The sequence below is a fragment of the Sphingobacterium sp. UBA865 genome (assembly GCF_002295765.1).
GTDB classification, from domain to species: domain Bacteria; phylum Bacteroidota; class Bacteroidia; order Sphingobacteriales; family Sphingobacteriaceae; genus Sphingobacterium; species Sphingobacterium multivorum.
Genome location: NZ_DBGB01000009.1, coordinates 120,468 through 144,694 on the forward strand (window position 1 = coordinate 120,468; position 24,227 = coordinate 144,694).

Genomic DNA, 24,227 nt, shown 5'->3' on the forward strand with positions numbered 1-24,227 from the left:
TGTTACGATAAGACCCATTTTTTAGGTCTTATCGTAACACAAAAGGTAATATGGCAGACAGCGTTTATATATCAGAACATCTTACGAAGCCCCAACTTGGGTTCTTAAAGTTGCTGGATGACTATGAAGTACAGTTGTTCAAATTCTCAGAAATTGAACAGTTGCTAGAACAAAAGTTTGACAACTTAAGTGAAATCTTAGAGAATCTAGTCGACAAGGAACTACTTGTGCGAATGGAAAAAGGTAAATTTTGCAAACAAGGTTTTCGGGACGAATATGTCATCGGTACTTTCGTCGCTGAAAATAGTGCTGTCGCGTATTGGTCTGCATTAAATTTGCACGGATTGACCGAACAATTTTCTAATACCGTTTTTATTCAGACGACTAATCAGAAAAACGACAAGTCAATCTTAGGTACTTCTTATAAATTCGTTAGGATAGCACCTAATAAAAAAACAGGAATAATAGACAATGGTTACGGTAACCTTCATTATCCGATAACCGATGTAGAGAAAACAATAGTCGATTGCTTTGACCTACCTCAACATTCTGGTGGCTATGCGGAACTGATTCGAGCAGTTAGTCAAGCGCAAATGCAACCCACTAAATTAGTCGAGTATTGCAAGGCTGTGAATAATATAGCGGTTACCAAACGAATTGGCTATTTGGTTGAACTTCTACAAATTACAGGCATGGATCCTTTTATAGATTTTGCCAAGATGCAGGTAAAAAATAAATATAATTTGTTTGATCCCCAGGGATTGGAAGAAGGTGAATTTGTCGCAGAATGGCGATTGCGATTGAATATCAGCCGGGAGGAATTGTTAGACATATCCAATAAACAATACTAGATGATACTGAAAAAGGAAATAGCAGAAAAAGCTTTGGAAAATGAAGTGTCCAGAAGTACCATCGAAAAGTTACTGAATCAGAAAGAGCTATTGACTAAGGAGTCAATTTCATAAAGGCATTATGGCAGAATCTCAAAATATTGAATACAAGCAGAGCTGGAGGGATGAATATCTCAAATGGATATGTGGCTTCGCAAATGCAAATGGTGGTACTATTTTCATTGGTAAGGATGATGGCGGCAAGACTGTTGGTGTAGCTGATGCTAAGAAATTGTTGGAGGATATTCCGAACAAGGTGCGTGATGTATTGGGTATTTTGGTTGATGTAAATCTGCATGAGACTGTTGAAGGGGATTTCTTAGAGATTATTGTGGAGCCTTATCCTAATGCTGTAAATTATAAAGGTCAATATCACTATCGAAGCGGTAGCACAAAACAGGAAATGAAAGGTGCTACGTTGGATAAGTTTTTATTACAAAAGAAAGGTGTTCGTTGGGATGGAGCTGCTGTTCCTCGAGTATCCGTTGATGATCTAAAGAAAGAAACGTTTGTTTTTTTTCGTCAACGTGGTTTTAAGAATAAGCGTTTGTCTGAAGACAGTTTGATTGACCGTGACGAGCATTTACTTGAAAACTTGAAGTTGATTGAGAATGGTTATTTGAAACGAGCTGCTATTTTGTTGTTTCATCCTGATCCGGAAAAGTATATGACGGGAGCTTATGTGAAGATTGGTTATTTTGAAGGGGAAACGGATTTGATATTTCAGGATGAGGTTCATGGGAACTTATTTGAACAGGTTGAAAGGACCATCGATCTTTTATTTACGAAGTATATCAAAGCGCTAATTAGCTATGATGGGATCCATCGTAATGAAACTTATGAATATCCTAAAGAAGCTGTACGTGAGGCTTTATTAAACGCCATCGCTCATAAAGATTATTCGGGATTAACTCCTATTCAGATTCGTGTATACCCTGATAAGCTTATGATCTGGAATGAGGGACATCTTCCGGAAAATTGGACCGTGAGTAACTTATTAAAGAGTCATTCTTCGAGGCCCTATAATCCTGATATAGCAAATGCATTTTTTCGTAGTGGCTATGTGGAATCCTGGGGCCGTGGCATTAGTAAGATGACAGAGCAGTGTTTGGCTGAAGGATTGCCTGAGCCAAGTTACTTGGTTGAGGGATCAGATTTCTGGGTTGTATTTAAGAAGGATATTTATAATACGGAGTATCTTGAATCGCTTGGTTTGAATAGCCGACAGGTGAAGGCTGTTTTATTTACAAAGAACAAAGGAAAGATTACGAATAGTGATTATCAGAAATTGGCAGGTGTTTCTAGAGAAACATCTACTCGAGATATCAAGGAGTTGATTGATAAAAAATTATTTAAATCTAGTGGAATTAAAGGTGCAGGAGCTTATTATACCTTAAATTGAATTGCGTCATGAATTGCGTCAATTGCGTCAAACTGGGGCTTTTGAGAATAGTAAAGTAAAAGCAATATAGAGAAAATTTTCACTAGTTTGTACCAGCATTACTGTTGAACCCATGGTTTGCCGATAAAACAATAGTGTAATGATTGCACCTAAAACCTCAGAAAATGTTAGATGTCCGCTACGGCTACGCTTCGCAGTTTAAACAAGAACGCGGAATCAAATCCGGATCTAAAAGATTGGAGAAAAAGACTAAAAGCTTACTATCAAAGAGTTAATCTTTCTTCCTAACATCAAATACTATCTTCGCTCGTTCAGGATCTTCATGTGGATTGGAAATCTCGATCTTGCCCATATCTGCCAATTCTTTCAATCGATAAAAGAGAAAAAGATCGCCTACGGAACTATCATAGAATTCATCCCATATATCACAAAGTGTATAGCCAACAATCAATGCCGACCTTTGAGGTGTCTCGTTGCACCTTTTCAAAAGATATGCATCAAAAAATGTCTCATCGCCAGCTAAATGTTTCCCTGAATCATCAAATAGATTAACTACTGCATCATTCGAACGAATATGCGACCAAAGTGATGAATAGGATTGAATATCATCTTCACTTAACTTTTCAAAGTGTTTAGCAGCCTCCACAATATTGTCTTCTCGCATCACCTGTAAGGAACGGAGATTTAGCTTTTCTCCTTTCTCGTTCCTAAAATTCATATGATGGAAATTGAGTTTATGAATAGGTGTCGAAGATTCTTTCAAGTGGGAGAGTAAACGTGCTATAATGATCTTTTCGTTGGCATCGTCACCAAGCCATAAGTAAATATGGCGATACCGATCGGAAGAAGAGATTACCTTTTTCAAAAGCGCTAGATTGTCATCTACAAAATTATTGCTCCCCTCAGACTGGATAGAACCAAAAACGTTAGTCCACCATGCCTTCCTGCTCTCAATAGCTTCCGCATCGCCCAAATCACATAGAGGTCCGAGACTAAGTGCTTCGGTAAAACCTAAAATTTCACCTTTCTCTACATCGATTAATTTGCTCTGAATGAGTGTAGCATTTCCGGAGAAACCAAAAGTGATGTGCAGATCCTTTTTAGACATGAATACCTACTTATCCTTCAACAACCTCTCCAAATACTCCACCTTAGATTTTTCGGCTTCCAAAAGGCGCTCGTAAAGCTTTTTGTTTTCCTCGTAAGCTTCGATCAGTTTGTCAGCAGGGTTAAAGGTAAATGTTGGACTGGTGCTATATGCGCCAGCACCACTATTATCATGGAAATTATTGAAATAGTTGAACACAGCCTCTTCACTAAAATTCTCAATAGCTTGTGGAGTAACCCCTAATGCTTCAGCAACTTGAATCAATAGATTTGCTTCAATCTCGGCATTGCGCTCCATATTTGATACAGCTTGTTGGCTTATACCCAATTCGAATGCTAAAGCTTCCTGCTTCATACCACGCAGTTCACGAATGCGGCTGATTTTTCTTCCTATATGGTTTGTCGTGTTGGTTGTACTCATAAATCCAAAGTTAACAAATTATTCATCGTTCAAGATACGAAATATCTTCATATGGTACAAAACAAGGATAGCGTTGTACGATACAAGGGCTATTGGTTTTATACAAGCTGTTTTGGTTCGGTACGTGGATGATGCTGTGTTCATTTGTGTAAACCCAAATAAATTGATGAAGAAGAAAAAGAATCCCAAGGTTGTAACCGTGGACATGTATCACAAGTATGCTGAAATCGATGAAATGTATTCCAGTAAAGTCAGAGAGATAAAATTGGATATTCCATCAAATCTCAGAATGTTGTGTGCCATACTGGATGTCAAGGTCGAGAAACTGTTAACCGATTTTATGTGGATGTTAAGTTATTCCCATCATAATTCAGCTACACCTAAACAACGAAAAGCAGCAAATAAGTTCTTTATCAACTGCAAGTATGGCCAGCCTCTGTATGCTAAAAATCAGGTCAAGCAGATGTTTGATGAATTAAAGGCTGAACGAGAAATTTATGAAACCATAGACGGGATGGATCACGAGGATAAGAAGCTATTTTGGAAAAATAATCATATGTATAAGCAGCACTGGTTTAAACGCTGGTTTGAAAAGAATAGACACACGGGTGATATTTCTGTACTTCAAGAATACTAACTAAAAAATCATGAATGATTTTAACGCCTTAATTATACAAACCCGTTGTAAGGTTATACTTGCACATGGCGAACAACCATCTTTCTCTATCAACGAAAGCGGAGAAAAGGCGAATTGGGTAAATACAGCTATCCTCAACGATCAATTAGTCGTATACACAAAGCCTGAATATTACGGTTACCTGCTGCTACATGATTATTATCCGCAGATAACAATTACCTATAAAACATTGACAGGATTGCAGATGCTGGATAGGTGTTTTGTAGAGTCTGATGGAACGCTCAAATTACAGAAGTTAGGCATGATCGTCAGAGAAGGGTGCATAAATATATCTGTAGATGCTTTTTTAATCGACTGTACCGTGATAAAAAATGGGTATGCAAAAATCTCCGGCGAAACAATCATCTCGTATGTTTTGGTGCATCAAATAAGTGTCTATGATGGATCAGAACTGGAAGCTTCGGGAGGAAATGTGCATGCCCACGACGCGGCCAACGTATCGATATGGTTTGAAGATGAGCTTGAATTTGGACTGTACGGACAAAGCAGTATGGAGTACAGGGGTAATCCGAGAATGAAAATATTGCAGTTAGATGAAGGCTGTGCATTAAGACAAATCAATGTCGGTGATAAAATAAAAATTAAAAATTGTCGGTTATGAATAATGCTTATATAAAAATCCGGAAGATGAGTGGGACATTCGATGGTATCTAATTGAAGGAGGAATACTTGAATCCATTCAATATGGCACTTATGAATCTTTCAAGAAAAAGCTATGGGACATCCTTGTTATTCTCACATCTCAAAACAATACAGAAGAAACAAAAAAAGAATATATAATTGATCGTTTAGATAACATCGTCTTAATGGTTAAGGGATGTCATTATTTTTTGCATCATAAAAAGCGATTAAAGTATGAAGAGGATTGGATAGATATCCAATAGCTACCAAATCCTTATCGCTGTTTAGAAAAATATCGACCTCGCGAAGACGAAAAGCTCAATCATCATGTAGCGCATTTCGATTATAATTTCACTCAGCTAACACGAGAAGAGATTCAAAATTTTGTGATCGCATTTGAGAATTTTTTCTCCGAAATGGATCTGTCTTCTTGGCTGAACTTATTAGATGATTGGAAAAGATGTATAAATGAGAAGGAATCCATCTTCGAAAGTTGTGGCGAATACGCATCTTTAAAAACTTACGAACAACTCTTAAAACTACGTGAAGCTTGTTATGTCGCTTACCACTGGGCAGCGATTAGTTATCCACCACCAAACAAACACTTAATAGTTGATTATTTAGGATCGGATTATATAAATGGCTATCAAAGTGCAAACCCTTTCGAAATGACTGGTGAGGTTTTCTATGAACAAAGTTACAGTAACATTAGACAAAGTATTTTGTATTTATATCCCACATGTTCTTGTGAAAGAGGTGCCATAGTATTGACTTCTCGTGACCTGCGATATGTTTTAAGGTGGTTGCTCCAAGCCGGATGGATGTTTTTACAAACAGATTATTTTCCTGAAAACTGGCTTGACCCTGACAAAATAGACTTTTTGCGCTGTCCTATTCCAGAAGCCGATATAGCAACTTGGAAGCCGAAGAGCTTAAGCAAGAAAGGAAAAAGAAACATTCCAAAGACTTTGTCGAAATTATTTTATGGCGTTGATGTACGTGACGAAATATACAGGGTTGAATGTAGGATGATGACTTATCTAGAGGATAAATATTCCGAAAAATATACAGATTTGAACAAAGAGCAAATTATCACAAGAGAACGGCTACTGAAAGTTTTGGATGTGCTAACCCTCATCGTTTTGGATCTGCGAAAACGTAGAACCAAGAAGGAAGGTATATGCAATCCGCCAATATTCGATCATGACAAGTAGACAGAATTACTAAAAGTTGAAAATGAAACCGAACCTTTATAAGTTATGGGAATTACAAATAAAAATGATCAGACTGATTTAAATAGCATCATTCTGATTCTAGCGAGCAAATACAATATCGATCGGATATTCCTGAACACTTACTATGCGGTTGATGTTCCTTTCTACGAGTTGGTTATTCTATTATCTAACAAGGAGCATAAATCTGTCGGCGAACTAGATCCACAGATTAGAATGTCCTTAAAGGATTTCCCGAAGTTTCATCATGTCACTTTGATAGCGTTTCAGGTAAAAAGTAAGCTTATTGATGGGAACTTATATTTACATATGACCTGTCACCCAGACAAACTTATTTATCAAAATCCATCGTCAAGATTCGAGCTATACCCTGAAGGGCATTCCATCGAAAATACTCTGGAGTCGGTAAACGAATTATTTGCGCGTGAAAATCATAAAATTAATGAGTTTAAAGAAGGATACTATTATTTCAAGGAACGAGATTCGCTGTCGCATGCAGGATTTATGCTGCATCAGGTATTTGAGTTGCGGTATAGATGCATGGAGATTATGGTCATGGGAAAGGAGCGCGCAACGCACTCCATCAGGTCTCACCATCGTTATCTTGTTAGAATAGCACCGTCACTAGCCACTATATTTAAAGAAGGCAAGCCAGAAGATGAAATTATGCTTCAATTTTTAGAGGGGGTATATCGGGCGGCACGCTATGAAGATGATTTTGACGTGGATCTTGATATTCTACTGAAGCTGGAAGAACGGATGGAAAACTTCATGCAGATCACAGACACGATGTTTGAGGATTCCGTGACGAATTTTAAAAACTACTCTTTTGAGGTCGATAATCCGAAAGAGAAATTAGAAGATCGTGTTGAAAGTCAAGAAAAGTCGCTACGAAGCATTTCTAATAACGATACTATGATGCCAGAATATGATGTCTACAAAAGCGCTGCTGATAAGAAGTTGGAATTGATTATTACTTGTTTGAAGAATACAATTGACATACAAGGCATTTATCTAGTTGGTCAGCGAACTAGATCATTTGTCATCAATGGCATTAATAAACCTTCAAATACTGACATTTATGATTACTACTTCGATTTGTTAATTGTTAGCGAAAACGATATTCGTGAAACAATAGGTAATATTCAAGCATCGATAAATAAAGAATTGGAAGTTTCCGTTTTATTCCTTTCTTTCACTCGAGATCAAATACAGAAACAGTTGGACAAAAATAGTCCATTCTTTCATCGGTCTTTGCAATATGTGGATCCGCTTTATGGTATGGAGATCAATTTATTGAAGTGGGAATTTCATGAACACAATGGAAAGCGTACTCAAGACGAAATGAAAGAGGCGAAGACAAAATGGTACCAAAGAGAAAATAACGCAAGTGGTTTCTACAATGGAGGTAAAGCGATAGATCAATCCGAAGAGGTTGAAATTAAAGTGCTTCTTTATAATCAAGCTATTGAACAAGCATGTCTGGGGCTACTAGAATATTTTTATGACTATACGCCATACCAATACAATCTAAAACATTTGTTCAGTTTGTGTGCTAGTTTATGGCAATTTCCAAACGATATCTTTCCTCGTAATACCGAAGAAGAAAAATCGCTATTCGATGAATTTGCGCAAACTGTAAAAGATACGCGATATCAGGGTTGGTCCATGGTCGGTAGGGATGAAGCTTATCGTTACGACGAACGATGTGAGCGGTTTCTTAAAGAATGTATAAAGCTTGTTCGAAGTCTTTTGTTTCTCGCTTTCTTTCTGTTTTTTAACATTATATCCTTGTAAACCCGCTGTTAAACAGTTAAATTGCTTGAAATTTATTGTCAATTAGAATATAAACATAAATAATATGAACAGAAAAGCGGCATTTCTTTTAGGAATTTTGGCCTCTTGTGCATTACCGCAAGTAACCTTTGCTAAACATTCAATCGGAGAATCCATCCATTATCAACAAGACGTAGAAGGCAAAGAGCTGATTGGTCGATGGGACATCGAAGTTGATATTAATGGTACCCCTGCACCATCTTGGTTGGAGGTAAAATTGTCGGGCTATAGAACTTTAGTCGGTCATTATGTGAGTACTTCCGGAAGTGCTCGGCCAGTTTCGCAGGTGTTTTATGAGAAAGGAAAGTTTAGATTTGCTATCCCACCTCAATGGGAAGGCGGAAAGATGAATCTAAGTGTTGAAGGCGAGGTTGTAAACGGTGTATTGCAAGGGACAATAACAGAGCCTGATGGGAAAACATATCGCTTTAAAGGTGTTCGTGCTCCGGAGCTGAAGCGAACAGCTGCAGTAAAATGGGGGAAGCCCAATCAGCTGTTCAACGGCAAGGATCTGTCAGGATGGAAAGCTACCGGTAAAACGAATCAGTGGGTGGTGAAAAACGGAATTTTGACTAGCCCGCAATCTGGTTCTAATTTGGTCTCTGAGCAAAAATTTGAAGATTTTAAATTACATGTTGAATTTAAAATTCCAGCAGGAAGTAATAGTGGTGTCTATTTAAGAGGCCGTTATGAGGTTCAGATAGAAGATAGTCCAAAAGACGCACATCCTAATGCCGTACTTTTTGCGGGCGTCTATGGTTTCCTTGCAGCAAATGAGATGGTGAACAAAGGGGCCGGAGAATGGCAGACCTATGATATTACATTGGTAGGGCGTCTAGTGACGGTTGTGGCAAACGGAAAGACTGTTATCAGTAACCAAGAAATCCCTGGTATAACGGGCGGTGCTTTGGATAGTAAAGAGGCAGAGCCGGGACCAATTTATTTCCAAGGGGATCATGGTCCCGTGGAATTCCGAAAAGTGATTATTACTCCAGCTATTAAATAGCATAACATGATACAAAGGCTATCTGAAAAGGTAGCCTTTTTAAATCCCTATGACAACGACTACAATATCTTCATTCTGGTAGGAGGTGTAATAGCGCTCAATGGAGCCATGAGCCTTGTACTCTTGCAACTCTTCAAAAACCATTTTTTTTAACATTCCTTTTCCCTTGCCATGAATAAATTTTATTTCGTTCATTTCCCAATAAATAGCTGCGTCTAGATTAGATCGCATAAAATCCATGGATTCTTGTAAGAGCTCCTCTGGCGAATAATCTTCCCAATCTTCAAGGAAAGTATCGGTGTGTAAGTCTACGATAGCTGGTGGTTTGCGCATTTCTCAATATTTTACAATGCTGCAAAAGTATAATAAAACGGCGACTTAATAGGTTAAGTCACCAACAAAATCAATCGCTTGGGCAAATTTTTCATACCATTTTTTGATAATAGCTGCAATTTCATACTCTTCCTCATCGGCATGGTTGAGCATGAGTAACTCGATCGATTGGAGTAGCTGTTTGAGATCTAGAAAATAACCGTCGAAATCCCGGAACGCAGACACAGTATCCCGAATTAGCAGCATGGAATCATGTCGAAGTGTAATCATATCATGACGTGAAGATATTCGGTCCAGCAACCATTCCTTTTGGAAATTGGAGTCAATATGTCTGTTGCAAGCCTGATTAAAAAGCAATTCAAATTCAACAATTTGATGTTTCAGGTCATATATAGCTTTTTGGAGCTCTTCAAAAGTACTGATGATCTTTTCTTGGGTCTCCATGTTTTTTGATATAATTGCCATGATATTTTACTTAAAAATGTATGCGCTTGGTTTTTAGTTATTTAAATAAAAGCATGTAAGGTATATACAAATAGTTCAGCCGAATGTTTTACATTTCTAAAATTCGGTTATGATTTTTGTATATAAAAGAAGAGACTGAGCTTAAAACGGAACTGAGTTTTTTTGGTTTTTGGTCCCGTTTTCAAATCGTAGATTTTTTTTGAAACCTAATTTATTTAATACTATTTAATTTTAAGTATATTTAATATGCTGTATTGCAGCCAATGCAGTGTAAATGTATTAACTATGTTAGCATCTAGTTTTGTTGATTTCTTTAAGAAGAGGATGTCCTATGTCCTTTTTTTAGCATTGCTATTGGTATGCAGCTTGCCCATGTGTCATGGCCAATATAAGCTGAAAGATTCTACAAAATTTATAAACGATCAGTTGCCCAGGTATCTCGGAAGAATGGGGAAGATTAAGTCTAGAAATTATCCCCTAGGTGGTCGTGAAGCAATCTTGCGAATATTACTGAAAGACTATTACGTGTATAGATTGGTGTCAGGAGAGGATAGTATGGATAGGGAACGTTATCCTGCTTTATGGAATTCTCTTTCGATACAAACATTTAAAACGCTAAATACGCGTGATATGTTTAGTTACTGTATGCTTGCACCTGAGTTTGAGATGCAAAATTGTGGTTCCTTGGGGCGCTTGAAAGGTCAATACATATTTGGAGTCTATTATCGAGGGGACATACCGCTGGAATATTGGAGCAATAGACAGTTGGTTACTTTGCATGGAAGTAGAGATTCTGTTGTACGATATATGGACCAGATGTGGCCTACACTCGATTTCATTGGTGAGAATACCAAAGATTTAGCGGTTGAATTGATGATGTGGGAGTTGATACCAAAGGTGTTGGATAAGTTGGTTCTGGCGCCAACGGACAATGATCTGTATGCTCTATTGGTACAAATAATGATGCGTCTGAAATTCAAACCTTTTGAAGATTCTGCTATTTATGAGCAATTGTATGGTCCGACATCTTATATAGGAAGTCGAATTGAAAGCAATGCAGAAAATCGGAATGACATCATGAAACTCGCGCGGGAATGTTTTGAAACGCTAAATACATCGCCTGGCTTCCAATTGCCAACTTATATTAAACGGGAGCGTTTCTTAGACCCTCCTTCTTCAAGGGAGCTGTCAGGTGGCATGAGTACCTCAAAAGGACCAGATTGGAAGTGGAAAAAAGTAGAGTTACATCATTATAAGCTAAAGTTGTAGATCTTTGTCTAGAAGCAAAATTTACCATGAAGGTAAAGTATCTTTTTAACTGTAGTCTTTTCTAAAGCTTATACTAGTTTGACCATAAGTAGGGGAGTAGGTTATTTCCTTTTTTTTTACGTTATTCGCGTAAACGAAAAATAGCTTAAGATATAATATAATGAAGGAAAAGGCAATTGGAAATTACCAACTAGAAATCTGTTCAAATTCCGTAGCATCTGCAATTGAAGCCGAACAAGGAGGTGCGAGCAGGGTAGAGTTTTGTCAAAATTTGGAAAACGGAGGGACTACACCTTCGTTTGGTCAGTTGCAATTAGTGCGGAAACTGGTAAATATTGGTATTCATGTGCTTATCAGGCCACGTGGAGGTGATTTTCTTTATACAGAGACCGAGATCTTAGAAATGATAGCAGATATTCAGTTGTGCAAGGAATTGGGGATAGATGGTGTTGTAATAGGTATGCTGAACGCAGATGGTACGGTGGATAAAGTGAATACTTTGCGATTGGTGGAAGCAGCGCGTCCGATGCATGTTACCTTTCATCGTGCTTTTGATCGCGTGGAAGATCCTTTTCAGGCATTGGAAGATGTCATTGAACTGGGGATAGATCGTATTTTGACATCTGGTCTGCAAAATTCTGCTTTAGCTGGAGCTCCATTACTCAAACAGTTGGTTCAACAAGCAAATGGCCGTGTTGTAATTATGCCTGGTGCAGGTGTCGATGCAGCTAATATAGTTCATATTTTAGAGCAAACTGGTGCAGTTGCAATACATAGCTCAGCGAAAGAATTGCATGTGTCGAAGATGAGGTTTAACCAGAGTCAGGTCAATGGAATGGATGAGGCACAGTGGATTAGCTCAAAAGAAAAAGTCCACCAAATGGTGGACCTATTAAAAAGCCTTTAAAGTAGTACTTTAAAGGCTATTAAATTCTTCTTACTACTTAGCTTCTGAAGCTAATTGATTTAAGATAGCATCGTTTTTAACGATTTGGTTGCTAGCTTTCATTTTTGATCTAGAACCTAACTCTACGTTAGTTCCTAATTTCAAAAACTGAACTTCAACACGTGAAACAGTTTTATTTCTTCTATCTTTTCTTTTTAAACGTGTAACTCCCATTTTGATAATATTTTTATTGTTTAAAATAAAACGAGGTCGGAAGCGGATTCGAACCGCTGTAGGAGGTTTTGCAGACCTCAGCCTAGCCACTCGGCCATCCGACCCTATTTTTTTCCTTTTGAAGGTCTGCAAAAATAAAACTTATAATTGGAATTAAAAAATCTTTATGATAAAACTTTTATGTTTTTAAGCATTGGTCTGAAAACCAAGCTGGTATTTTGCTGTGTGATCCTTTGAGCGATAGTCAGCAGCAACATACCGGAGGGTTTTCAGCTTGGGATAACCAAGACGTTTTTGATAAAGCACTTTCCTCGGTAAAATCAAACACCGAATCCCTTGCAGCTCGCCATCAGATTGAAATAATACGCCAATCACTGTATCTTTTAAAGGACAATGCTAAATCGTGAAAAGATACTTTTTTGTGATGTTTTACTTTGTAAATTAAAGGCTTATGGATTTTGGAATAGATATTGCAAATGGGAATGTAATAAATCTCATACAGGAAATTATGAGATTAAGTGATAAAAGAAGAAAGTAAATTAAATTAGGAAACATGAAAAAACTATTATTATCTGCAGCAATTTTATTTGGTTCATTAGGAGCCTTTGCACAAGGTGGATTGGGATATGGACTACGTGCGGGGGTAAATATTCCTAAATATTCATTTGAAAATGGAAGTTCTGAATCTAACACGGGTTTTTTTGTAACGGGTTATTTAGATGCACCTATTTCTCCAAACTTTTCCATCCAACCGGGGTTGTCTTTGCAAAATAAAGGTGGTAAATATACAGCAACTTCTGATAACGCTACAGGTGAGTTAAAACAAAGTATAATGTCTTTGGATATCCCTGTAAATGCGGTTGCTAAATTTCCTACGGGAGGATCTGGTAATTTCTTTATTGGAGCTGGCCCTTACGTGGGATTTGCACTTAGTGGTAAAAATAAATTTGAGGCAAGTTCAAATAATGCTAGTGTAAAAAGAGAATGGGATGTAAAATTTGGTAGTGGAGATGGTGATGAATTAAAACGTACCGATTTCGGTATAAACTTCTTGGCAGGCTATCAATTATCAAACGGTTTTCAGATTAATGCTGGTTACGGACTTGGTTTAACTAATTTATCTCCAGTATCTAACCTTTCAACGAAAAACCGTGTTTGGTCTGTGGGTATCGGTTTCGGACTATAAGAAATATAAGTACTTAAACTTATTATGAGGAAAGAGTCCCTGCATTTGTGGGGACTTTTTTATTGGATTAAACTTAAGTCAACCGAAATTGTTATTTTTATTCAAAAGATTGCTGCATGAAAAGATTTCTTCCTTTACCCTTTTATGTTAAACTTGTCAGTGTATTGATCAGTATACTTTTATTGGGATATTTGGCAAAGATCGGAGATACCATACTTATTCCCATGATTTTGGGCTTGTTGTTTTCGCTGCTGCTGATTCCGTTAAGTAATTTTTTGGAGCGAAAGCTGCGGTTCCCAAGGACATTGGCTGGCATATTGAGCGTTATTTTATTTTTCGGTGTGTTAGGTTACGGACTTTTTCTATTAGCTTCTCAGCTTACACTCCTTAAAGAAGATTTCCCGGCTTTTAAGCAACAGATTATGGATGGTGTGGGCAATTTACAGACTTGGGTGAGCCAGCAGTTTGGAATACAGCATAAAGATCAGATTGATTTTATTAATAAAACAGCATCAAAATCCGTTGATTCGGGAACTTTATTTTTAGGTACTGCATTGGTTTCCCTGTCGTCGATGTTTATTCTGTTTGTCTTTACCTTTCTTTACACATTCTTCTTACTGATATATAGGGGACATATTGTCAAGTTTCTTTTATTTGTCAACCGTATAGAGGACCGACCTATTGTCCTGGACGTCGTTCAACAGGTTCAGTATGTCGTCAAAAAATATCTTATTGGCCTACTGATCCAAATGAGCTTGGTTTCCCTTTTGGTCTTTATTGTCCTTTCTTTAATTGGGGTAAAATACAGTCTGCTTTTGGCATTGATTACTGGCGTATTCAATGTGTTGCCTTATGTTGGTATTTTCTCCTCAATGCTCATCATTGCCATTCTGACGTTTGCAACATCTTCTTTTACCCATGTCGTCCTGGTCATCATCGCCCTCATTATTATACATATGATCGACAGCAACTTTATTGTCCCTAAGATTGTGGGTTCTAAGGTGAAAGTTAATTCGCTGTTTGCTATGCTCTCCATTATTATTGGCGAAATGGTATGGGGTATTTCCGGTATGTTTTTGGCGATTCCTATTTTGGCGATTGTCAAAATTATAATGGACCGCATTAAGGAGTTAAAACCTTGGGGATTTCTTTTAGGGGAAGAAGATAGTAAGGATGACGTTTACAATGATATGTACGCGACCTTGCACCATGAACTTCCCCCTTCGACTGAAATTGATAAAGAAGCCGAATAGTTTTTTTATTACTTTTGCCCGCTATCTCAAGCATAGCGAATAAAAGTAATTATATGAAGAGAATATTATTAACCACATTTGCCATTGTGGGAATGACAACCGGGCTTCAGGCTCAAATGTCTTTCGGCCTTCGTACGGCAGCCAATTTTGCAAAGGAAGTGAGATATTCAAGCTATGGAAGCTCGGCCTATCCTGCCATTACAAGATTACATGTAGAAGCATATGTAGAGCTTGCATTGCGTAATAATTTTGCTTTGCAACCTGGTGTGGCTCTTCAACAGACAGGATCCAAAATGAGTACAGGTTCGCAAAATGGTGAAATTTTGATGGATGGCTGGCGTAAGGTACAATATCTTGAAGTCCCTTTAAACTTAATGTATTACTTTCCTCAAAATAATTTTGGACAATTTTTTCTAGCTGGGGGACCATATACAAGTGTTGCAATCTCTGGGAAAGAGAAATTTTCTAGGACTGTAGAAGAAATTCAGTTTGGGACTAGAAAAAATAGCAATGAGATGAAGAAATATGATGCTGGATTAAATTTTTTAGCGGGATTTAAATTAACAAATGGCTTTTCGGTGCATGGCGGATATGGGTTAGGTCTTTTAGATATCAAGCTAGATGATAAGATTAGTACCTATAATCGTGTATTTTCAATCGGACTTGGTTATCAGCTATAATTTTAATTGGTCGAAAAATGTCTTTCACCTCATGTTTTGGATTTATTAGTTTCATGAGGAATATTTGCGCAAACAAAACCTTCATCATTCCGCGGACAGCAACAGCAATGGAAGCCGACTGAAGGTTTCTTTCTGGCTAATAATATCAGACACATTCACAAAAAAAGGGCTTTTCTTCCGAAAGGCCCTTTCTTTTTCAGTGATTGAAATCTATCACACTTTGATTTCTACTTCAACACCTGAAGGTAATTCAAGTTTCATCAATGCGTCAACAGTTTTAGCGTTTGATGAATAGATATCCAACAATCTTTTGTAAGCACATAATTGGAATTGCTCACGTGCTTTTTTGTTAACGTGTGGTGAACGTAATACCGTGTAGATTTTTTTCTCAGTAGGCAATGGAATAGGACCACTAACAACTGCACCTGTAGGTTTTACTGTTTTTACGATTTTTTCAGCTGATTTGTCAACCAAATTGTAATCGTAAGATTTCAATTTAATTCTGATTCTTTGGCTCATAGTATATGATATTATTTAAAAATGACCGCTGATTAGAGCTATTAACAACCAGCGGTCGGTTTATTTTTGAGTTCTATATTATTCTACAGAACCTTTGATTTTACCTTTTGATTTTGCAATCACCTCATCAGCAACGTTACGAGGAGCTTCTTCGAAGTGATCAAATTCCATCGTAGATGTTGCACGACCTGAAGTGATTGTACGTAATTGCGTTACGTAACCGAACATCTCAGAAAGTGGAACCAATGCTCTGATTACCTGTACACCGTTACGTGAATCCAAACCTTGCATTTGACCACGACGACGGTTTAAGTCACCCATTACATCACCCATGTTTTCTTCTGGTGTTAAAACCTCTATTTTCATAATTGGTTCCATTAACACTGGAGAACATTTAGGCAAGCCTTCACGGTATGCTTGACGAGCAGCTAATTCGAAAGACAATGAATCTGAATCGACAGCGTGGAATGAACCATCAATCAAACGAACTTTCATTCCTGATAATGGGAATCCTGCTAATACACCATTTTTCATTGAAGTTTCAAATCCTTTTTGAACTGAAGGGATAAATTCTTTAGGGATTTTACCACCAACGATTTCATTAACGAATTGAAGCGGTGATTTTGTTAAATCGAAATCTTCGTCCGCTGGAGAAATAACAACTTTGATATCCGCGAATTTACCACGACCACCGGATTGTTTTTTGAATACCTCACGGTGCTCAGTAGTACCGTTGATAGACTCTTTGTATGATACTTGAGGAGCACCTTGGTTAACCTCTACTTTAAATTCACGTTTCAAACGGTCGATCAAGATCTCTAAGTGAAGCTCACCCATACCAGAGATAACTGTTTGACCAGTTTCTTCGTCAGTTTTTACAACGAATGTAGGATCCTCTTCAGCCAATTTACCAAGACCAATACCTAATCTATCAACGTCAGCTTGAGTTTTAGGCTCGATCGCCAAACCAATTACTGGTTCAGGGAAAGTCATAGATTCAAGAACGATAGGTGCTTTTTCGTCACAAAGAGTGTCTCCAGTTTTGATGTCTTTGAAACCTACAACAGCACCGATATCACCAGCCTCGATGAAAGGGATCGGGTTTTGTTTGTTTGCGTGCATTTGGAAGATACGAGAGATACGCTCTTTGTTTCCTGAACGTGTGTTCAATACATAAGAACCTGCATCTAACTTACCAGAGTAAGCACGGATAAAACATAAACGACCTACGAATGGGTCAGTCGCAATTTTGAAACCTAAAGCTGCGAAAGGTTCGTTTACAGATGGTTTACGGAAAATCTCTTCACCTGTATCCGGGTTAGTACCTTTTACAGCTTCTACATCAAGCGGTGAAGGCAATAATTCCATGACCAAATCCAACATAGTTTGAACACCTTTGTTTTTGAAAGATGAACCACAAACCATAGGAACGATAGAGTTATCCAATACAGCTGCGCGTAATGCATTTAAGATCTCGCGCTCAGTCAATGAATCTGGATCTTCGAAGAATTTCTCCATCAAAGTCTCATCATAACCAGCTACTGCTTCCAATAATTTCTCACGGTATTCAGCAACTTCGTCCAACATATCATCAGGAATAGGAACTTCAGTGAAAGTCATTCCTTTGTCGTGTTCGTTCCAAACGATACCACGGTTGTTGATCAAGTCAACTACACCTTTAAAACTATCTTCAGCACCGATAGGCAATTGCAAAGCAACTGCATCAGAACCTAACATATCTTTAACTTGTTTTACAACTTTCAAGAAGTCAGCTCCTGAACGGTCCATTTTGTTAACGAAACCGATACGAGGTACTTTATACCCATCAGCTAAACGCCAGTTTGTTTCAGATTGAGGCTCAACACCATCAACAGCTGAAAACAAGAATACTAATCCGTCTAGTACACGTAATGAACGGTTTACCTCAACCGTGAAATCCACGTGTCCAGGAGTATCGATTACGTTTACTTGGTATTTGTTGTTACGGTAGTTCCAGAATACTGTTGTAGCAGCAGAAGTAATCGTGATACCACGCTCAGCTTCTTGCTCCATCCAGTCCATTGTAGAAGCACCTTCGTGAACTTCACCAATTTTGTGGTTTACACCTGAGTAGTAAAGGATACGCTCAGTTGTTGTAGTTTTACCAGCATCAATGTGGGCAGCGATACCGATATTTCTAGTGAATTTTAAATCTCTTGCCATAATATTTTTAAGCAGCGGACCTTAATGGTCTTATGTGTTTAAATGTAATGTTAAATAAGTACACCGACCTTGATAAAAGATTGTTTTTATCGGAGGTCGGTGTAATCATATTTTTTTGAATGTCTTCAAAATTAGAATCTGAAGTGTGAGAACGCTTTGTTAGCTTCCGCCATTTTGTGCGTATCTTCTTTCTTCTTAACAGCAGCACCTTCACCTTTAGAAGCTGAAATGATTTCTCCTGCTAATTTTTCGAACATTGTTTTTTCACCACGTTTACGAGCGTATGAAATTAACCATTTCATACCCAAAGCGATTTTACGATCTGGACGAACTTCCATAGGAACTTGGAAGTTAGCACCACCAACACGGCGTGATTTAACTTCAACAGCAGGCATAACGTTGTTCAAAGCTTTTTTCCAAGCTTCTAAACCGCTTTCTTGTGTTTTTTGTTCTACTAATTCTACTGCATCGTAAAAAATAGAATAAGCGATAGATTTTTTACCATCCACCATCATATTGTTTACGAAACGTGTTACCTGAACGTCATTAAACTTTGGATCAGGTAAAATGATTCTCTTTTTCGGTTTTGACTTTCTCATTTTTCTTTCCTCCGTTTAATTATTTCTTTTTACCTTTTGCTGGAGCTGCAGCTGCTTGTCCTGGTTTAGGACGCTTAGTTCCGTATTTAGAACGACGTTGGTTACGACCTGCTACACCTGAAGTATCTAATGCACCACGGATGATGTGGTAACGTACACCTGGTAAATCCTTAACACGACCACCACGAATCAATACGATCGAGTGCTCTTGTAAGTTGTGACCTTCTCCAGGGATGTAAGCGTTGACCTCTTTTCCGTTTGTTAAACGTACACGAGCTACTTTACGCATTGCTGAGTTTGGTTTTTTAGGGGTAGTAGTATATACACGTGTACATACACCTCTTCGCTGTGGACATGAGTCCAACGCTGGTGACTTACTCTTATCAACCAGAGCTACTCTACCTTTTCTAACTAATTGTTGAATAGTAGGCATTTACCTGTTTTTGTTTATAAATTTTGTACCTTAAATATTTTAAGTTCGCAAAGATACTGATTCTCTTTTGAATATGAAATAGTTAGTGTATAAAATTTAGATTATTTTTTGAATTGGCGCTGCTCTTTTCTGGAATATACCCATGCCCTTCTTTATTACCTCTTCATGCTTCTTTATTATCTCACTATCCTAATGACCTGGTCGCCCTCTCCGGGATGTTTAGCCTGTAGTCCAACATCTTCATCATTTGTACGCTTCCACTATCAAACTAATTTGTCAGCCACTTATGCTGTCATATGTTGCCAAAATCGAAGAGATAACTCCTTATGCTTGGTTGTACAAAAATATAGACGATTTTAGGGGGGGCGAATAGCCACTCAATGGGGTGAATAGGTTTTTTCTTATATCTGCCGTAAGCTGTTCTTTCTCTGTGGAATATTCTTTAAAAACAGCCTTTTTTCAAAATTTCTCTTCTACTGGTTTCTGAGTATATTGCCTGCTTTGCCTGTTTTTGCGTTCTGTTTGGCAAAGCGTTTGATAAAAACGTATAAATATTTAGTAGAAACAAATTAATGTATTCAAGTTATGAAAATCAAAATGAAATTAATGTATGCAGTGGTATTGGCCTTGGTCACTTTCGCTTTTGTTGGATGTTCAAAGGACAAAGATGAACCTATCCAAACAGGTGGTAGCATCGATGCAGCTGTAGGTACGTATAAAGGTAAATTGGATCTATCAAACACAACTGGTCCTATGTTTGATAAAATCGTGACGGTTACAAAAGTATCTGACAACACACTCAAAGTTGAGATCGGGGACAAAGCATTAAAAATACCAACGAAAGAATTTAAGGTTATTAATAATATGAATGTATCGATTCAAACAGCAGGTGTTTCTCCCGAAGGAACATTCTTGTTTGATGTAAAAAATAAGACCCTTCTTTGCCAGGGAGAGAAAACAAGTGCAACAGAAGTCTTTTATACTTTCGAAGGAACGAAACAATAACTTTTTGTTTCTTATTCCAATGAAAAAGCGGTATTGACTAAATTCAATACCGCTTTTTCATGTCTTAAATCCGATTGGGTACGTTTAATAAGCTCGTTGGACCAGTTATGGTGGTTTTATATTAAGACAATAACGTAAAATCAATCTGCCGTTTATCCAGATCTACTTTCTTTACCCGGATTTGCACCTCATCACCCAACTGGAATTTCTTTTTCTTCCGTTGACCAATAATGGCATAGTTCTTTTCATCAAGTACGTAAAAGTCATCGGTGATATCCCGCAGCCTGACCATACCCTCACATTTATTCTCTTCAATCTCCACATACATACCCCATTCTGTAACACCTGAGACAATACCTGTATATTCAGTGCCAATCTGATCCTGCAAGTATTCGGCCTGTTTGTATTTGATCGATGCACGTTCGGCTTCAGCTGCTTTTTTCTCCATTTGGGAAGAATGCTCGGCCATCTTCTCATAATGTTCCGCATTGATTTTGGTACCTCCCTCCAGATAGAATTGCAAAAGACGGTGTACCATCACATCGGGATAACGACGGATAGGGGAGGTGAAATGGGTATAATAATCGAATGCCAATCCATAGTGGCTTGTCTTCTTTGTCGTATAGATCGCCTTGGCCATCGAACGTACAGCAAGCGAAGTCAGCATATTTTGCTCTTTGCTGCCTTCTATTTTGGTCATCAAAGCATTTAAAGATTTTGCTGTTTCCTTATCGGTTTTGATGGTTAATTTATGGCCAAAACGCGCTGCAAATTGAGAGAACGTCGTCAGCGTCTCCGGATTAGGTACATCGTGAAACCGGTATACAAACGTTAGCTTGTTTTTTCCGCGCCCTTGTTTACCGATAAACTCGGCAACTTTACGATTCGCCAATAGCATAAAATCTTCAATCAGCTTGTGTGCATCCTTACGGACCTTGGTATATACCCCGGTAGGTTTGCCATTTTCATCCAAGGTGAATTTTACTTCTTCACTTTCAAAGGCTATTGCACCATTTTTAAATTTACGTTCCCGAAGAATATAGGCCAGTTCATTTAATTTCAGAATCTCTTCACTGAAATCGCCCGATTTCGTTTCAATCACCTCCTGTGCTTCTTCATAACTGAAACGGCGGTCCGAATGAATGATGGTGCGGCCGAACCATTGATGGTGTACATTGGCTTTTTCGTCTAATTCGAAAACAGCCGAAAAGCATAACTTATCTTCATGTGGGCGTAAGGAACAAACGCCATTAGAAAGACGCTCCGGAAGCATCGGGATAACACGGTCCACCAAATAGACCGATGTACCACGGTTAAATGCTTCTTTGTCCAATTCTGTATCGGGTATCACAAAATGCGAAACATCCGCAATGTGAACACCGATTTCATAGTTGCCATTCTCTAATTTTTGAAAAGAGATGGCATCATCGAAATCTTTTGCATCCGCGGGATCAATGGTAAAGGTTGTAATGTTTCTAAAATCACGCCGCTTGGCAATTTCCTCCTTGCTTATTTCTTCTGGAATTTTATTCGCTTCATCCTCTACTTTTTTAGGGAACTCCAATGGGAAACCATAGTCGGCCAAAATAGCGTTCATCTCGGTGTTATTTTCCCCTTTGGTGCCCAAGACATGTTTAACCGTTCCAACAGGATTCTTGCTCCCGCTTGGCCAGTCGATAATCGACACGACCACTTTTTCTTTGTCCTTGGCTCCATTCAGATTGTCCAAAGGAATAAAAATGTCGTGTAGCATCTTGCGGTCATCCGCAATAAAAAAAGCAAAATTGTTGGAGATGCTGATTGTTCCCGTGAAATCAGTCTTGGCCCTTTGCAGAATTTCAACGACTTCACCCTCTTTTTTGCGGCCACCTTTTCTTTTTTCGAAGGTATGGACCTTGACAATATCGCCATGGAGTGCCTGTCTAAGTTTCCGTGGAGCGATATAAATATCATTTTCAAATTCGTCATCCGGAATTACATAGGCAGAACCATCGGCGGTCATATCTACTTTCCCTGTGACATACACTTTGAGTTGCTTCAAATTAAATTTGCCTCGATCCACCTCAATAAAAAGCCCATTCCTTACATTGTCATGTAAAATATCGGCGATAGCGACTTTCGAGTCGTTATCGTTGAGGTTCAATTTTGACGAAACTTGTTTATAGTTGAGGGGCTTATTACCCGATTTTTCGAAAATATCGATAATCAGTTGTGTTAACACCTCTTTATATGGATTTTCTTTTCTTGTTTTCATTCACTTATTATTTATTATTATTCATTTACATTGGTCTTTTACAGCCCAATGGATCCTTTGACTGGCTACGATAATGGATTTCAAAAAAACAGCCTTTACCACAGATTACGAGCGCTGTACATCAAGATCGATGCCAATACAATATACGAAAAAAACTGCATTTGACAGGACAATAAGGAGCTAAACGGAGCACCTTCCGATAGCCAATGTAAAGACAGTTCAGCAGAAAAATAGTTTTGGATTGGTACAGCCTGATTTACTTTTTGCAATGATTACACACTCCAAGTGCATTTACTGCGATCGCTTCAAGACTAAAACCTGCTGGGATCGACACCTTTGGTAAGGTCATATCTTCCAGACAGTATACAGAATTGCATACCCGGCAAATAAAATGCACGTGTTGATCATGATGATCATGTTCTGAACAGTTTGTCGAACACATGGCATAAGTCGCTGTACCATGTAGATCAAAGATTTTATGGATAATCCCTTTCTCTTCAAAACTGGCCAATACCCGGTATAATGTGACACGGTCAATATCCTTGCCCAGTAATTTCTCTAGCTCTGGCTGCGAAATTGCCGAGTCTTTCCTCGAAATAATTTCAAGTACCTTCAACCGGGGTTGGGTAACTTTTAAACTATTTCGTTTGAGAATTTCTGGATATACAGTGTTGGAATCTTCCATGGATTTCTTCGTTAAGCCTTAGATCAAATACAAACTAAGAGAAATTTAAACTTATTTGCAAGTTTAAAAACTATCCGACGGATTTATTCATCGTATTTTTTCCCTTTAAATAGATCTGTAAGAAACAGAAACTGAATGTTTCATTTCTCAGAGATCATTTTTACAGTACAAAAATACGGAATCTCTTAAAAATAAGAAAACCGATAAGTTTAAGATTAGTGTCATCTTACCTATCGGTTTTCGTTATTATATGAAATATAGGAATCTTATTTGCCTTCAGCTTTCGCGTGATCAGCTAAGAATGTCGCTAGACCGCTATCTGTCAATGGGTGTTTTAATAAAGCTACAATCGCTGATAATGGACCTGTCATGACATCAGCACCGATTTTAGCACAGCCTAAAATGTGTGCGCTGTGACGTACAGAAGCTGCTAAAATTTGTGTAGGGTAGTTGTAGTTATCATAGATTAAACGAATATCTTCGATCAACGCTAATCCATCTGTAGAGATATCATCCAAACGACCGATAAAAGGAGATACATAAGTTGCCCCAGCTTTAGCAGCCAATAGTGCTTGACCAGCTGTAAATACCAATGTACAATTTGTTTTAATACCTTTTTTGCTGAAATATTTAATTGCTTTTACGCCATCTTTGATCATAGGGACTTTTACAACAATCTTGCTGTCAAGAGCTGCTAAAGCTTCTCCTTCTTTGATCATTTCTTCATAAGTTGTAGAAATAACTTCAGCACTGACATCGCCATCAACGATTGCACAGATCGCTTTATAATGGTTGATTACGTTTTCATCACCGCTAATACCCTCTTTAGCCATTAAACTTGGATTGGTTGTTACCCCGTCTAATACGCCTAAGTCTTGGGCTTCTTTGATTTGCTCTAGGTTCGCTGTGTCAATAAAAAATTTCATTGTATATGTTATTGAATGATAATTGTTTGATTATTCTAATGTTCAAAATAATGACGCAAAGTTATTGATTATATTCCAGTATTGAA

The 24,227-nt window shown here is 38.0% G+C and carries 25 protein-coding genes and 1 tRNA gene; 13 read left to right on the top strand and 13 right to left on the bottom strand.

Going from position 1 to position 24,227, the window contains the following annotated elements:
• Nucleotides 1–50: 50 nt before the first annotated feature.
• Both B2O97_RS03365 and B2O97_RS03370 read left to right on the top strand, forming a co-directional pair.
• Complete coding sequence (locus B2O97_RS03365) at nucleotides 51–851, top strand: type IV toxin-antitoxin system AbiEi family antitoxin domain-containing protein (RefSeq protein ID WP_070563017.1); 801 nt, start codon at nucleotides 51–53, stop codon at nucleotides 849–851.
• A gap of 121 nt (nucleotides 852–972) precedes the next feature.
• Nucleotides 973–2,292: an ATP-binding protein gene (locus B2O97_RS03370; RefSeq protein WP_070563014.1), complete on the top strand. Its 1,320-nt coding sequence runs from the start codon at nucleotides 973–975 to the stop codon at nucleotides 2,290–2,292.
• Between the two features lie 271 nt (nucleotides 2,293–2,563).
• Here B2O97_RS03370 and B2O97_RS03375 read toward each other — a convergent pair whose 3' ends face one another.
• Nucleotides 2,564–3,400, bottom strand: coding sequence for a DUF1835 domain-containing protein (locus B2O97_RS03375; protein WP_070563009.1), 837 nt, complete (start codon nucleotides 3,398–3,400; stop codon nucleotides 2,564–2,566).
• A gap of 6 nt (nucleotides 3,401–3,406) precedes the next feature.
• Entirely contained in the window at nucleotides 3,407–3,820 is a 414-nt protein-coding gene (locus B2O97_RS03380; protein WP_070563006.1) for a helix-turn-helix domain-containing protein, read from the bottom strand.
• Between the two features lie 166 nt (nucleotides 3,821–3,986).
• Between B2O97_RS03380 and B2O97_RS03385 the strand changes: the two genes are divergently transcribed.
• From B2O97_RS03385 to B2O97_RS03405, 5 genes are all read left to right on the top strand, one after another.
• Nucleotides 3,987–4,457, top strand: a complete 471-nt coding sequence (locus B2O97_RS03385) for a hypothetical protein (protein ID WP_139144921.1) — start codon at nucleotides 3,987–3,989, stop codon at nucleotides 4,455–4,457.
• A 10-nt stretch (nucleotides 4,458–4,467) separates the two neighbouring features.
• A complete protein-coding gene (locus B2O97_RS03390) occupies nucleotides 4,468–5,118 on the top strand; it encodes a GIN domain-containing protein (RefSeq protein WP_070563002.1) in 651 nt (216 codons plus the stop codon).
• A 406-nt stretch (nucleotides 5,119–5,524) separates the two neighbouring features.
• Nucleotides 5,525–6,352, top strand: coding sequence for a hypothetical protein (locus B2O97_RS03395; protein WP_139144920.1), 828 nt, complete (start codon nucleotides 5,525–5,527; stop codon nucleotides 6,350–6,352).
• A gap of 45 nt (nucleotides 6,353–6,397) precedes the next feature.
• Nucleotides 6,398–8,167, top strand: a complete 1,770-nt coding sequence (locus B2O97_RS03400; RefSeq protein ID WP_070562996.1) for a hypothetical protein — start codon at nucleotides 6,398–6,400, stop codon at nucleotides 8,165–8,167.
• A gap of 64 nt (nucleotides 8,168–8,231) precedes the next feature.
• Nucleotides 8,232–9,212: a 3-keto-disaccharide hydrolase gene (locus B2O97_RS03405; RefSeq protein WP_070562993.1), complete on the top strand. Its 981-nt coding sequence runs from the start codon at nucleotides 8,232–8,234 to the stop codon at nucleotides 9,210–9,212.
• Nucleotides 9,213–9,251: 39 nt separating this feature from the next.
• Here B2O97_RS03405 and B2O97_RS03410 read toward each other — a convergent pair whose 3' ends face one another.
• Both B2O97_RS03410 and B2O97_RS03415 read right to left on the bottom strand, forming a co-directional pair.
• On the bottom strand, nucleotides 9,252–9,545 hold the full coding sequence (locus tag B2O97_RS03410) for a Smr/MutS family protein (RefSeq protein ID WP_070562992.1): 294 nt from the start codon (nucleotides 9,543–9,545) through the stop codon (nucleotides 9,252–9,254).
• Between the two features lie 45 nt (nucleotides 9,546–9,590).
• Complete coding sequence (locus tag B2O97_RS03415; RefSeq protein ID WP_070562989.1) at nucleotides 9,591–10,010, bottom strand: hypothetical protein; 420 nt, start codon at nucleotides 10,008–10,010, stop codon at nucleotides 9,591–9,593.
• Nucleotides 10,011–10,295: 285 nt separating this feature from the next.
• Between B2O97_RS03415 and B2O97_RS03420 the strand changes: the two genes are divergently transcribed.
• Together B2O97_RS03420 and B2O97_RS03425 are read left to right on the top strand one after the other, a co-directional pair.
• Entirely contained in the window at nucleotides 10,296–11,279 is a 984-nt protein-coding gene (locus tag B2O97_RS03420) for a hypothetical protein (RefSeq protein ID WP_286766933.1), read from the top strand.
• Nucleotides 11,280–11,439: 160 nt separating this feature from the next.
• Nucleotides 11,440–12,186, top strand: coding sequence for a copper homeostasis protein CutC (locus B2O97_RS03425; RefSeq protein WP_070562983.1), 747 nt, complete (start codon nucleotides 11,440–11,442; stop codon nucleotides 12,184–12,186).
• 33 nt (nucleotides 12,187–12,219) lie between these two features.
• Here B2O97_RS03425 and B2O97_RS03430 read toward each other — a convergent pair whose 3' ends face one another.
• Together B2O97_RS03430 and B2O97_RS03435 are read right to left on the bottom strand one after the other, a co-directional pair.
• Nucleotides 12,220–12,399 (bottom strand): hypothetical protein, encoded by a 180-nt coding sequence (locus tag B2O97_RS03430; protein WP_046671880.1) that lies wholly within the window; start codon nucleotides 12,397–12,399, stop codon nucleotides 12,220–12,222.
• Between the two features lie 33 nt (nucleotides 12,400–12,432).
• A tRNA-Cys gene (locus B2O97_RS03435) sits at nucleotides 12,433–12,503 on the bottom strand.
• 449 nt (nucleotides 12,504–12,952) lie between these two features.
• On the opposite strand from B2O97_RS03435, the gene B2O97_RS03440 reads away from it, so the two are divergent.
• The 3 genes from B2O97_RS03440 to B2O97_RS03450 all read left to right on the top strand — a co-directional run bounded on the left by B2O97_RS03440 (nucleotide 12,953) and on the right by B2O97_RS03450 (nucleotide 15,518).
• Nucleotides 12,953–13,585 carry a porin family protein gene (locus B2O97_RS03440; RefSeq protein WP_070562978.1) on the top strand — a complete coding sequence of 211 codons (633 nt, stop codon included), beginning with the start codon at nucleotides 12,953–12,955 and terminating at the stop codon, nucleotides 13,583–13,585.
• 116 nt (nucleotides 13,586–13,701) lie between these two features.
• Nucleotides 13,702–14,838 carry an AI-2E family transporter gene (locus B2O97_RS03445; RefSeq protein ID WP_083295825.1) on the top strand — a complete coding sequence of 379 codons (1,137 nt, stop codon included), beginning with the start codon at nucleotides 13,702–13,704 and terminating at the stop codon, nucleotides 14,836–14,838.
• A gap of 53 nt (nucleotides 14,839–14,891) precedes the next feature.
• The gene (locus B2O97_RS03450; RefSeq protein ID WP_070562975.1) at nucleotides 14,892–15,518 is read left to right on the top strand and encodes an outer membrane beta-barrel protein; all 627 of its coding nucleotides are present in this window, start codon (nucleotides 14,892–14,894) and stop codon (nucleotides 15,516–15,518) included.
• 213 nt (nucleotides 15,519–15,731) lie between these two features.
• On the opposite strand, the gene rpsJ is transcribed toward B2O97_RS03450, so the two are convergent.
• The 4 genes from rpsJ to rpsL all read right to left on the bottom strand — a co-directional run bounded on the left by rpsJ (nucleotide 15,732) and on the right by rpsL (nucleotide 19,271).
• On the bottom strand, nucleotides 15,732–16,037 hold the full coding sequence (gene rpsJ / locus B2O97_RS03455; RefSeq protein ID WP_028070501.1) for a 30S ribosomal protein S10: 306 nt from the start codon (nucleotides 16,035–16,037) through the stop codon (nucleotides 15,732–15,734).
• 78 nt (nucleotides 16,038–16,115) lie between these two features.
• Nucleotides 16,116–18,239: an elongation factor G gene (fusA, locus tag B2O97_RS03460; protein WP_070562972.1), complete on the bottom strand. Its 2,124-nt coding sequence runs from the start codon at nucleotides 18,237–18,239 to the stop codon at nucleotides 16,116–16,118.
• Between the two features lie 131 nt (nucleotides 18,240–18,370).
• Nucleotides 18,371–18,838 carry a 30S ribosomal protein S7 gene (gene rpsG / locus B2O97_RS03465; RefSeq protein ID WP_046671863.1) on the bottom strand — a complete coding sequence of 156 codons (468 nt, stop codon included), beginning with the start codon at nucleotides 18,836–18,838 and terminating at the stop codon, nucleotides 18,371–18,373.
• Nucleotides 18,839–18,857: 19 nt separating this feature from the next.
• Complete coding sequence (rpsL, locus tag B2O97_RS03470; protein ID WP_002993550.1) at nucleotides 18,858–19,271, bottom strand: 30S ribosomal protein S12; 414 nt, start codon at nucleotides 19,269–19,271, stop codon at nucleotides 18,858–18,860.
• A gap of 585 nt (nucleotides 19,272–19,856) precedes the next feature.
• Between rpsL and B2O97_RS03475 the strand changes: the two genes are divergently transcribed.
• The gene (locus B2O97_RS03475; protein ID WP_083295824.1) at nucleotides 19,857–20,276 is read left to right on the top strand and encodes a hypothetical protein; all 420 of its coding nucleotides are present in this window, start codon (nucleotides 19,857–19,859) and stop codon (nucleotides 20,274–20,276) included.
• Between the two features lie 121 nt (nucleotides 20,277–20,397).
• Here B2O97_RS03475 and rnr read toward each other — a convergent pair whose 3' ends face one another.
• The 3 genes from rnr to fsa form a co-directional block, all read right to left on the bottom strand.
• Entirely contained in the window at nucleotides 20,398–22,530 is a 2,133-nt protein-coding gene (gene rnr, locus B2O97_RS03480) for a ribonuclease R (RefSeq protein WP_201638564.1), read from the bottom strand.
• 256 nt (nucleotides 22,531–22,786) lie between these two features.
• Nucleotides 22,787–23,215: a Fur family transcriptional regulator gene (locus B2O97_RS03485; protein WP_046671865.1), complete on the bottom strand. Its 429-nt coding sequence runs from the start codon at nucleotides 23,213–23,215 to the stop codon at nucleotides 22,787–22,789.
• A gap of 266 nt (nucleotides 23,216–23,481) precedes the next feature.
• Nucleotides 23,482–24,141, bottom strand: a complete 660-nt coding sequence (fsa, locus tag B2O97_RS03490; RefSeq protein WP_286766934.1) for a fructose-6-phosphate aldolase — start codon at nucleotides 24,139–24,141, stop codon at nucleotides 23,482–23,484.
• Nucleotides 24,142–24,227: the final 86 nt, after the last annotated feature.

Coding starts and splice junctions, on each gene's coding strand:
- B2O97_RS03365 (WP_070563017.1), top strand. CDS start 51: ATGGCAGACAGCGTTTATATATCAGAACATCTTACGAAGCCCCAACTT.
- B2O97_RS03370 (WP_070563014.1), top strand. CDS start 973: ATGGCAGAATCTCAAAATATTGAATACAAGCAGAGCTGGAGGGATGAA.
- B2O97_RS03375 (WP_070563009.1), bottom strand. CDS start 3,400: ATGTCTAAAAAGGATCTGCACATCACTTTTGGTTTCTCCGGAAATGCT.
- B2O97_RS03380 (WP_070563006.1), bottom strand. CDS start 3,820: ATGAGTACAACCAACACGACAAACCATATAGGAAGAAAAATCAGCCGC.
- B2O97_RS03385 (WP_139144921.1), top strand. CDS start 3,987: ATGAAGAAGAAAAAGAATCCCAAGGTTGTAACCGTGGACATGTATCAC.
- B2O97_RS03390 (WP_070563002.1), top strand. CDS start 4,468: ATGAATGATTTTAACGCCTTAATTATACAAACCCGTTGTAAGGTTATA.
- B2O97_RS03400 (WP_070562996.1), top strand. CDS start 6,398: ATGGGAATTACAAATAAAAATGATCAGACTGATTTAAATAGCATCATT.
- B2O97_RS03405 (WP_070562993.1), top strand. CDS start 8,232: ATGAACAGAAAAGCGGCATTTCTTTTAGGAATTTTGGCCTCTTGTGCA.
- B2O97_RS03410 (WP_070562992.1), bottom strand. CDS start 9,545: ATGCGCAAACCACCAGCTATCGTAGACTTACACACCGATACTTTCCTT.
- B2O97_RS03415 (WP_070562989.1), bottom strand. CDS start 10,010: ATGGCAATTATATCAAAAAACATGGAGACCCAAGAAAAGATCATCAGT.
- B2O97_RS03420 (WP_286766933.1), top strand. CDS start 10,296: ATGTTAGCATCTAGTTTTGTTGATTTCTTTAAGAAGAGGATGTCCTAT.
- B2O97_RS03425 (WP_070562983.1), top strand. CDS start 11,440: ATGAAGGAAAAGGCAATTGGAAATTACCAACTAGAAATCTGTTCAAAT.
- B2O97_RS03430 (WP_046671880.1), bottom strand. CDS start 12,399: ATGGGAGTTACACGTTTAAAAAGAAAAGATAGAAGAAATAAAACTGTT.
- B2O97_RS03440 (WP_070562978.1), top strand. CDS start 12,953: ATGAAAAAACTATTATTATCTGCAGCAATTTTATTTGGTTCATTAGGA.
- B2O97_RS03445 (WP_083295825.1), top strand. CDS start 13,702: ATGAAAAGATTTCTTCCTTTACCCTTTTATGTTAAACTTGTCAGTGTA.
- B2O97_RS03450 (WP_070562975.1), top strand. CDS start 14,892: ATGAAGAGAATATTATTAACCACATTTGCCATTGTGGGAATGACAACC.
- rpsJ (WP_028070501.1), bottom strand. CDS start 16,037: ATGAGCCAAAGAATCAGAATTAAATTGAAATCTTACGATTACAATTTG.
- fusA (WP_070562972.1), bottom strand. CDS start 18,239: ATGGCAAGAGATTTAAAATTCACTAGAAATATCGGTATCGCTGCCCAC.
- rpsG (WP_046671863.1), bottom strand. CDS start 18,838: ATGAGAAAGTCAAAACCGAAAAAGAGAATCATTTTACCTGATCCAAAG.
- rpsL (WP_002993550.1), bottom strand. CDS start 19,271: ATGCCTACTATTCAACAATTAGTTAGAAAAGGTAGAGTAGCTCTGGTT.
- B2O97_RS03475 (WP_083295824.1), top strand. CDS start 19,857: ATGAAAATCAAAATGAAATTAATGTATGCAGTGGTATTGGCCTTGGTC.
- rnr (WP_201638564.1), bottom strand. CDS start 22,530: ATGAAAACAAGAAAAGAAAATCCATATAAAGAGGTGTTAACACAACTG.
- B2O97_RS03485 (WP_046671865.1), bottom strand. CDS start 23,215: ATGGAAGATTCCAACACTGTATATCCAGAAATTCTCAAACGAAATAGT.
- fsa (WP_286766934.1), bottom strand. CDS start 24,141: ATGAAATTTTTTATTGACACAGCGAACCTAGAGCAAATCAAAGAAGCC.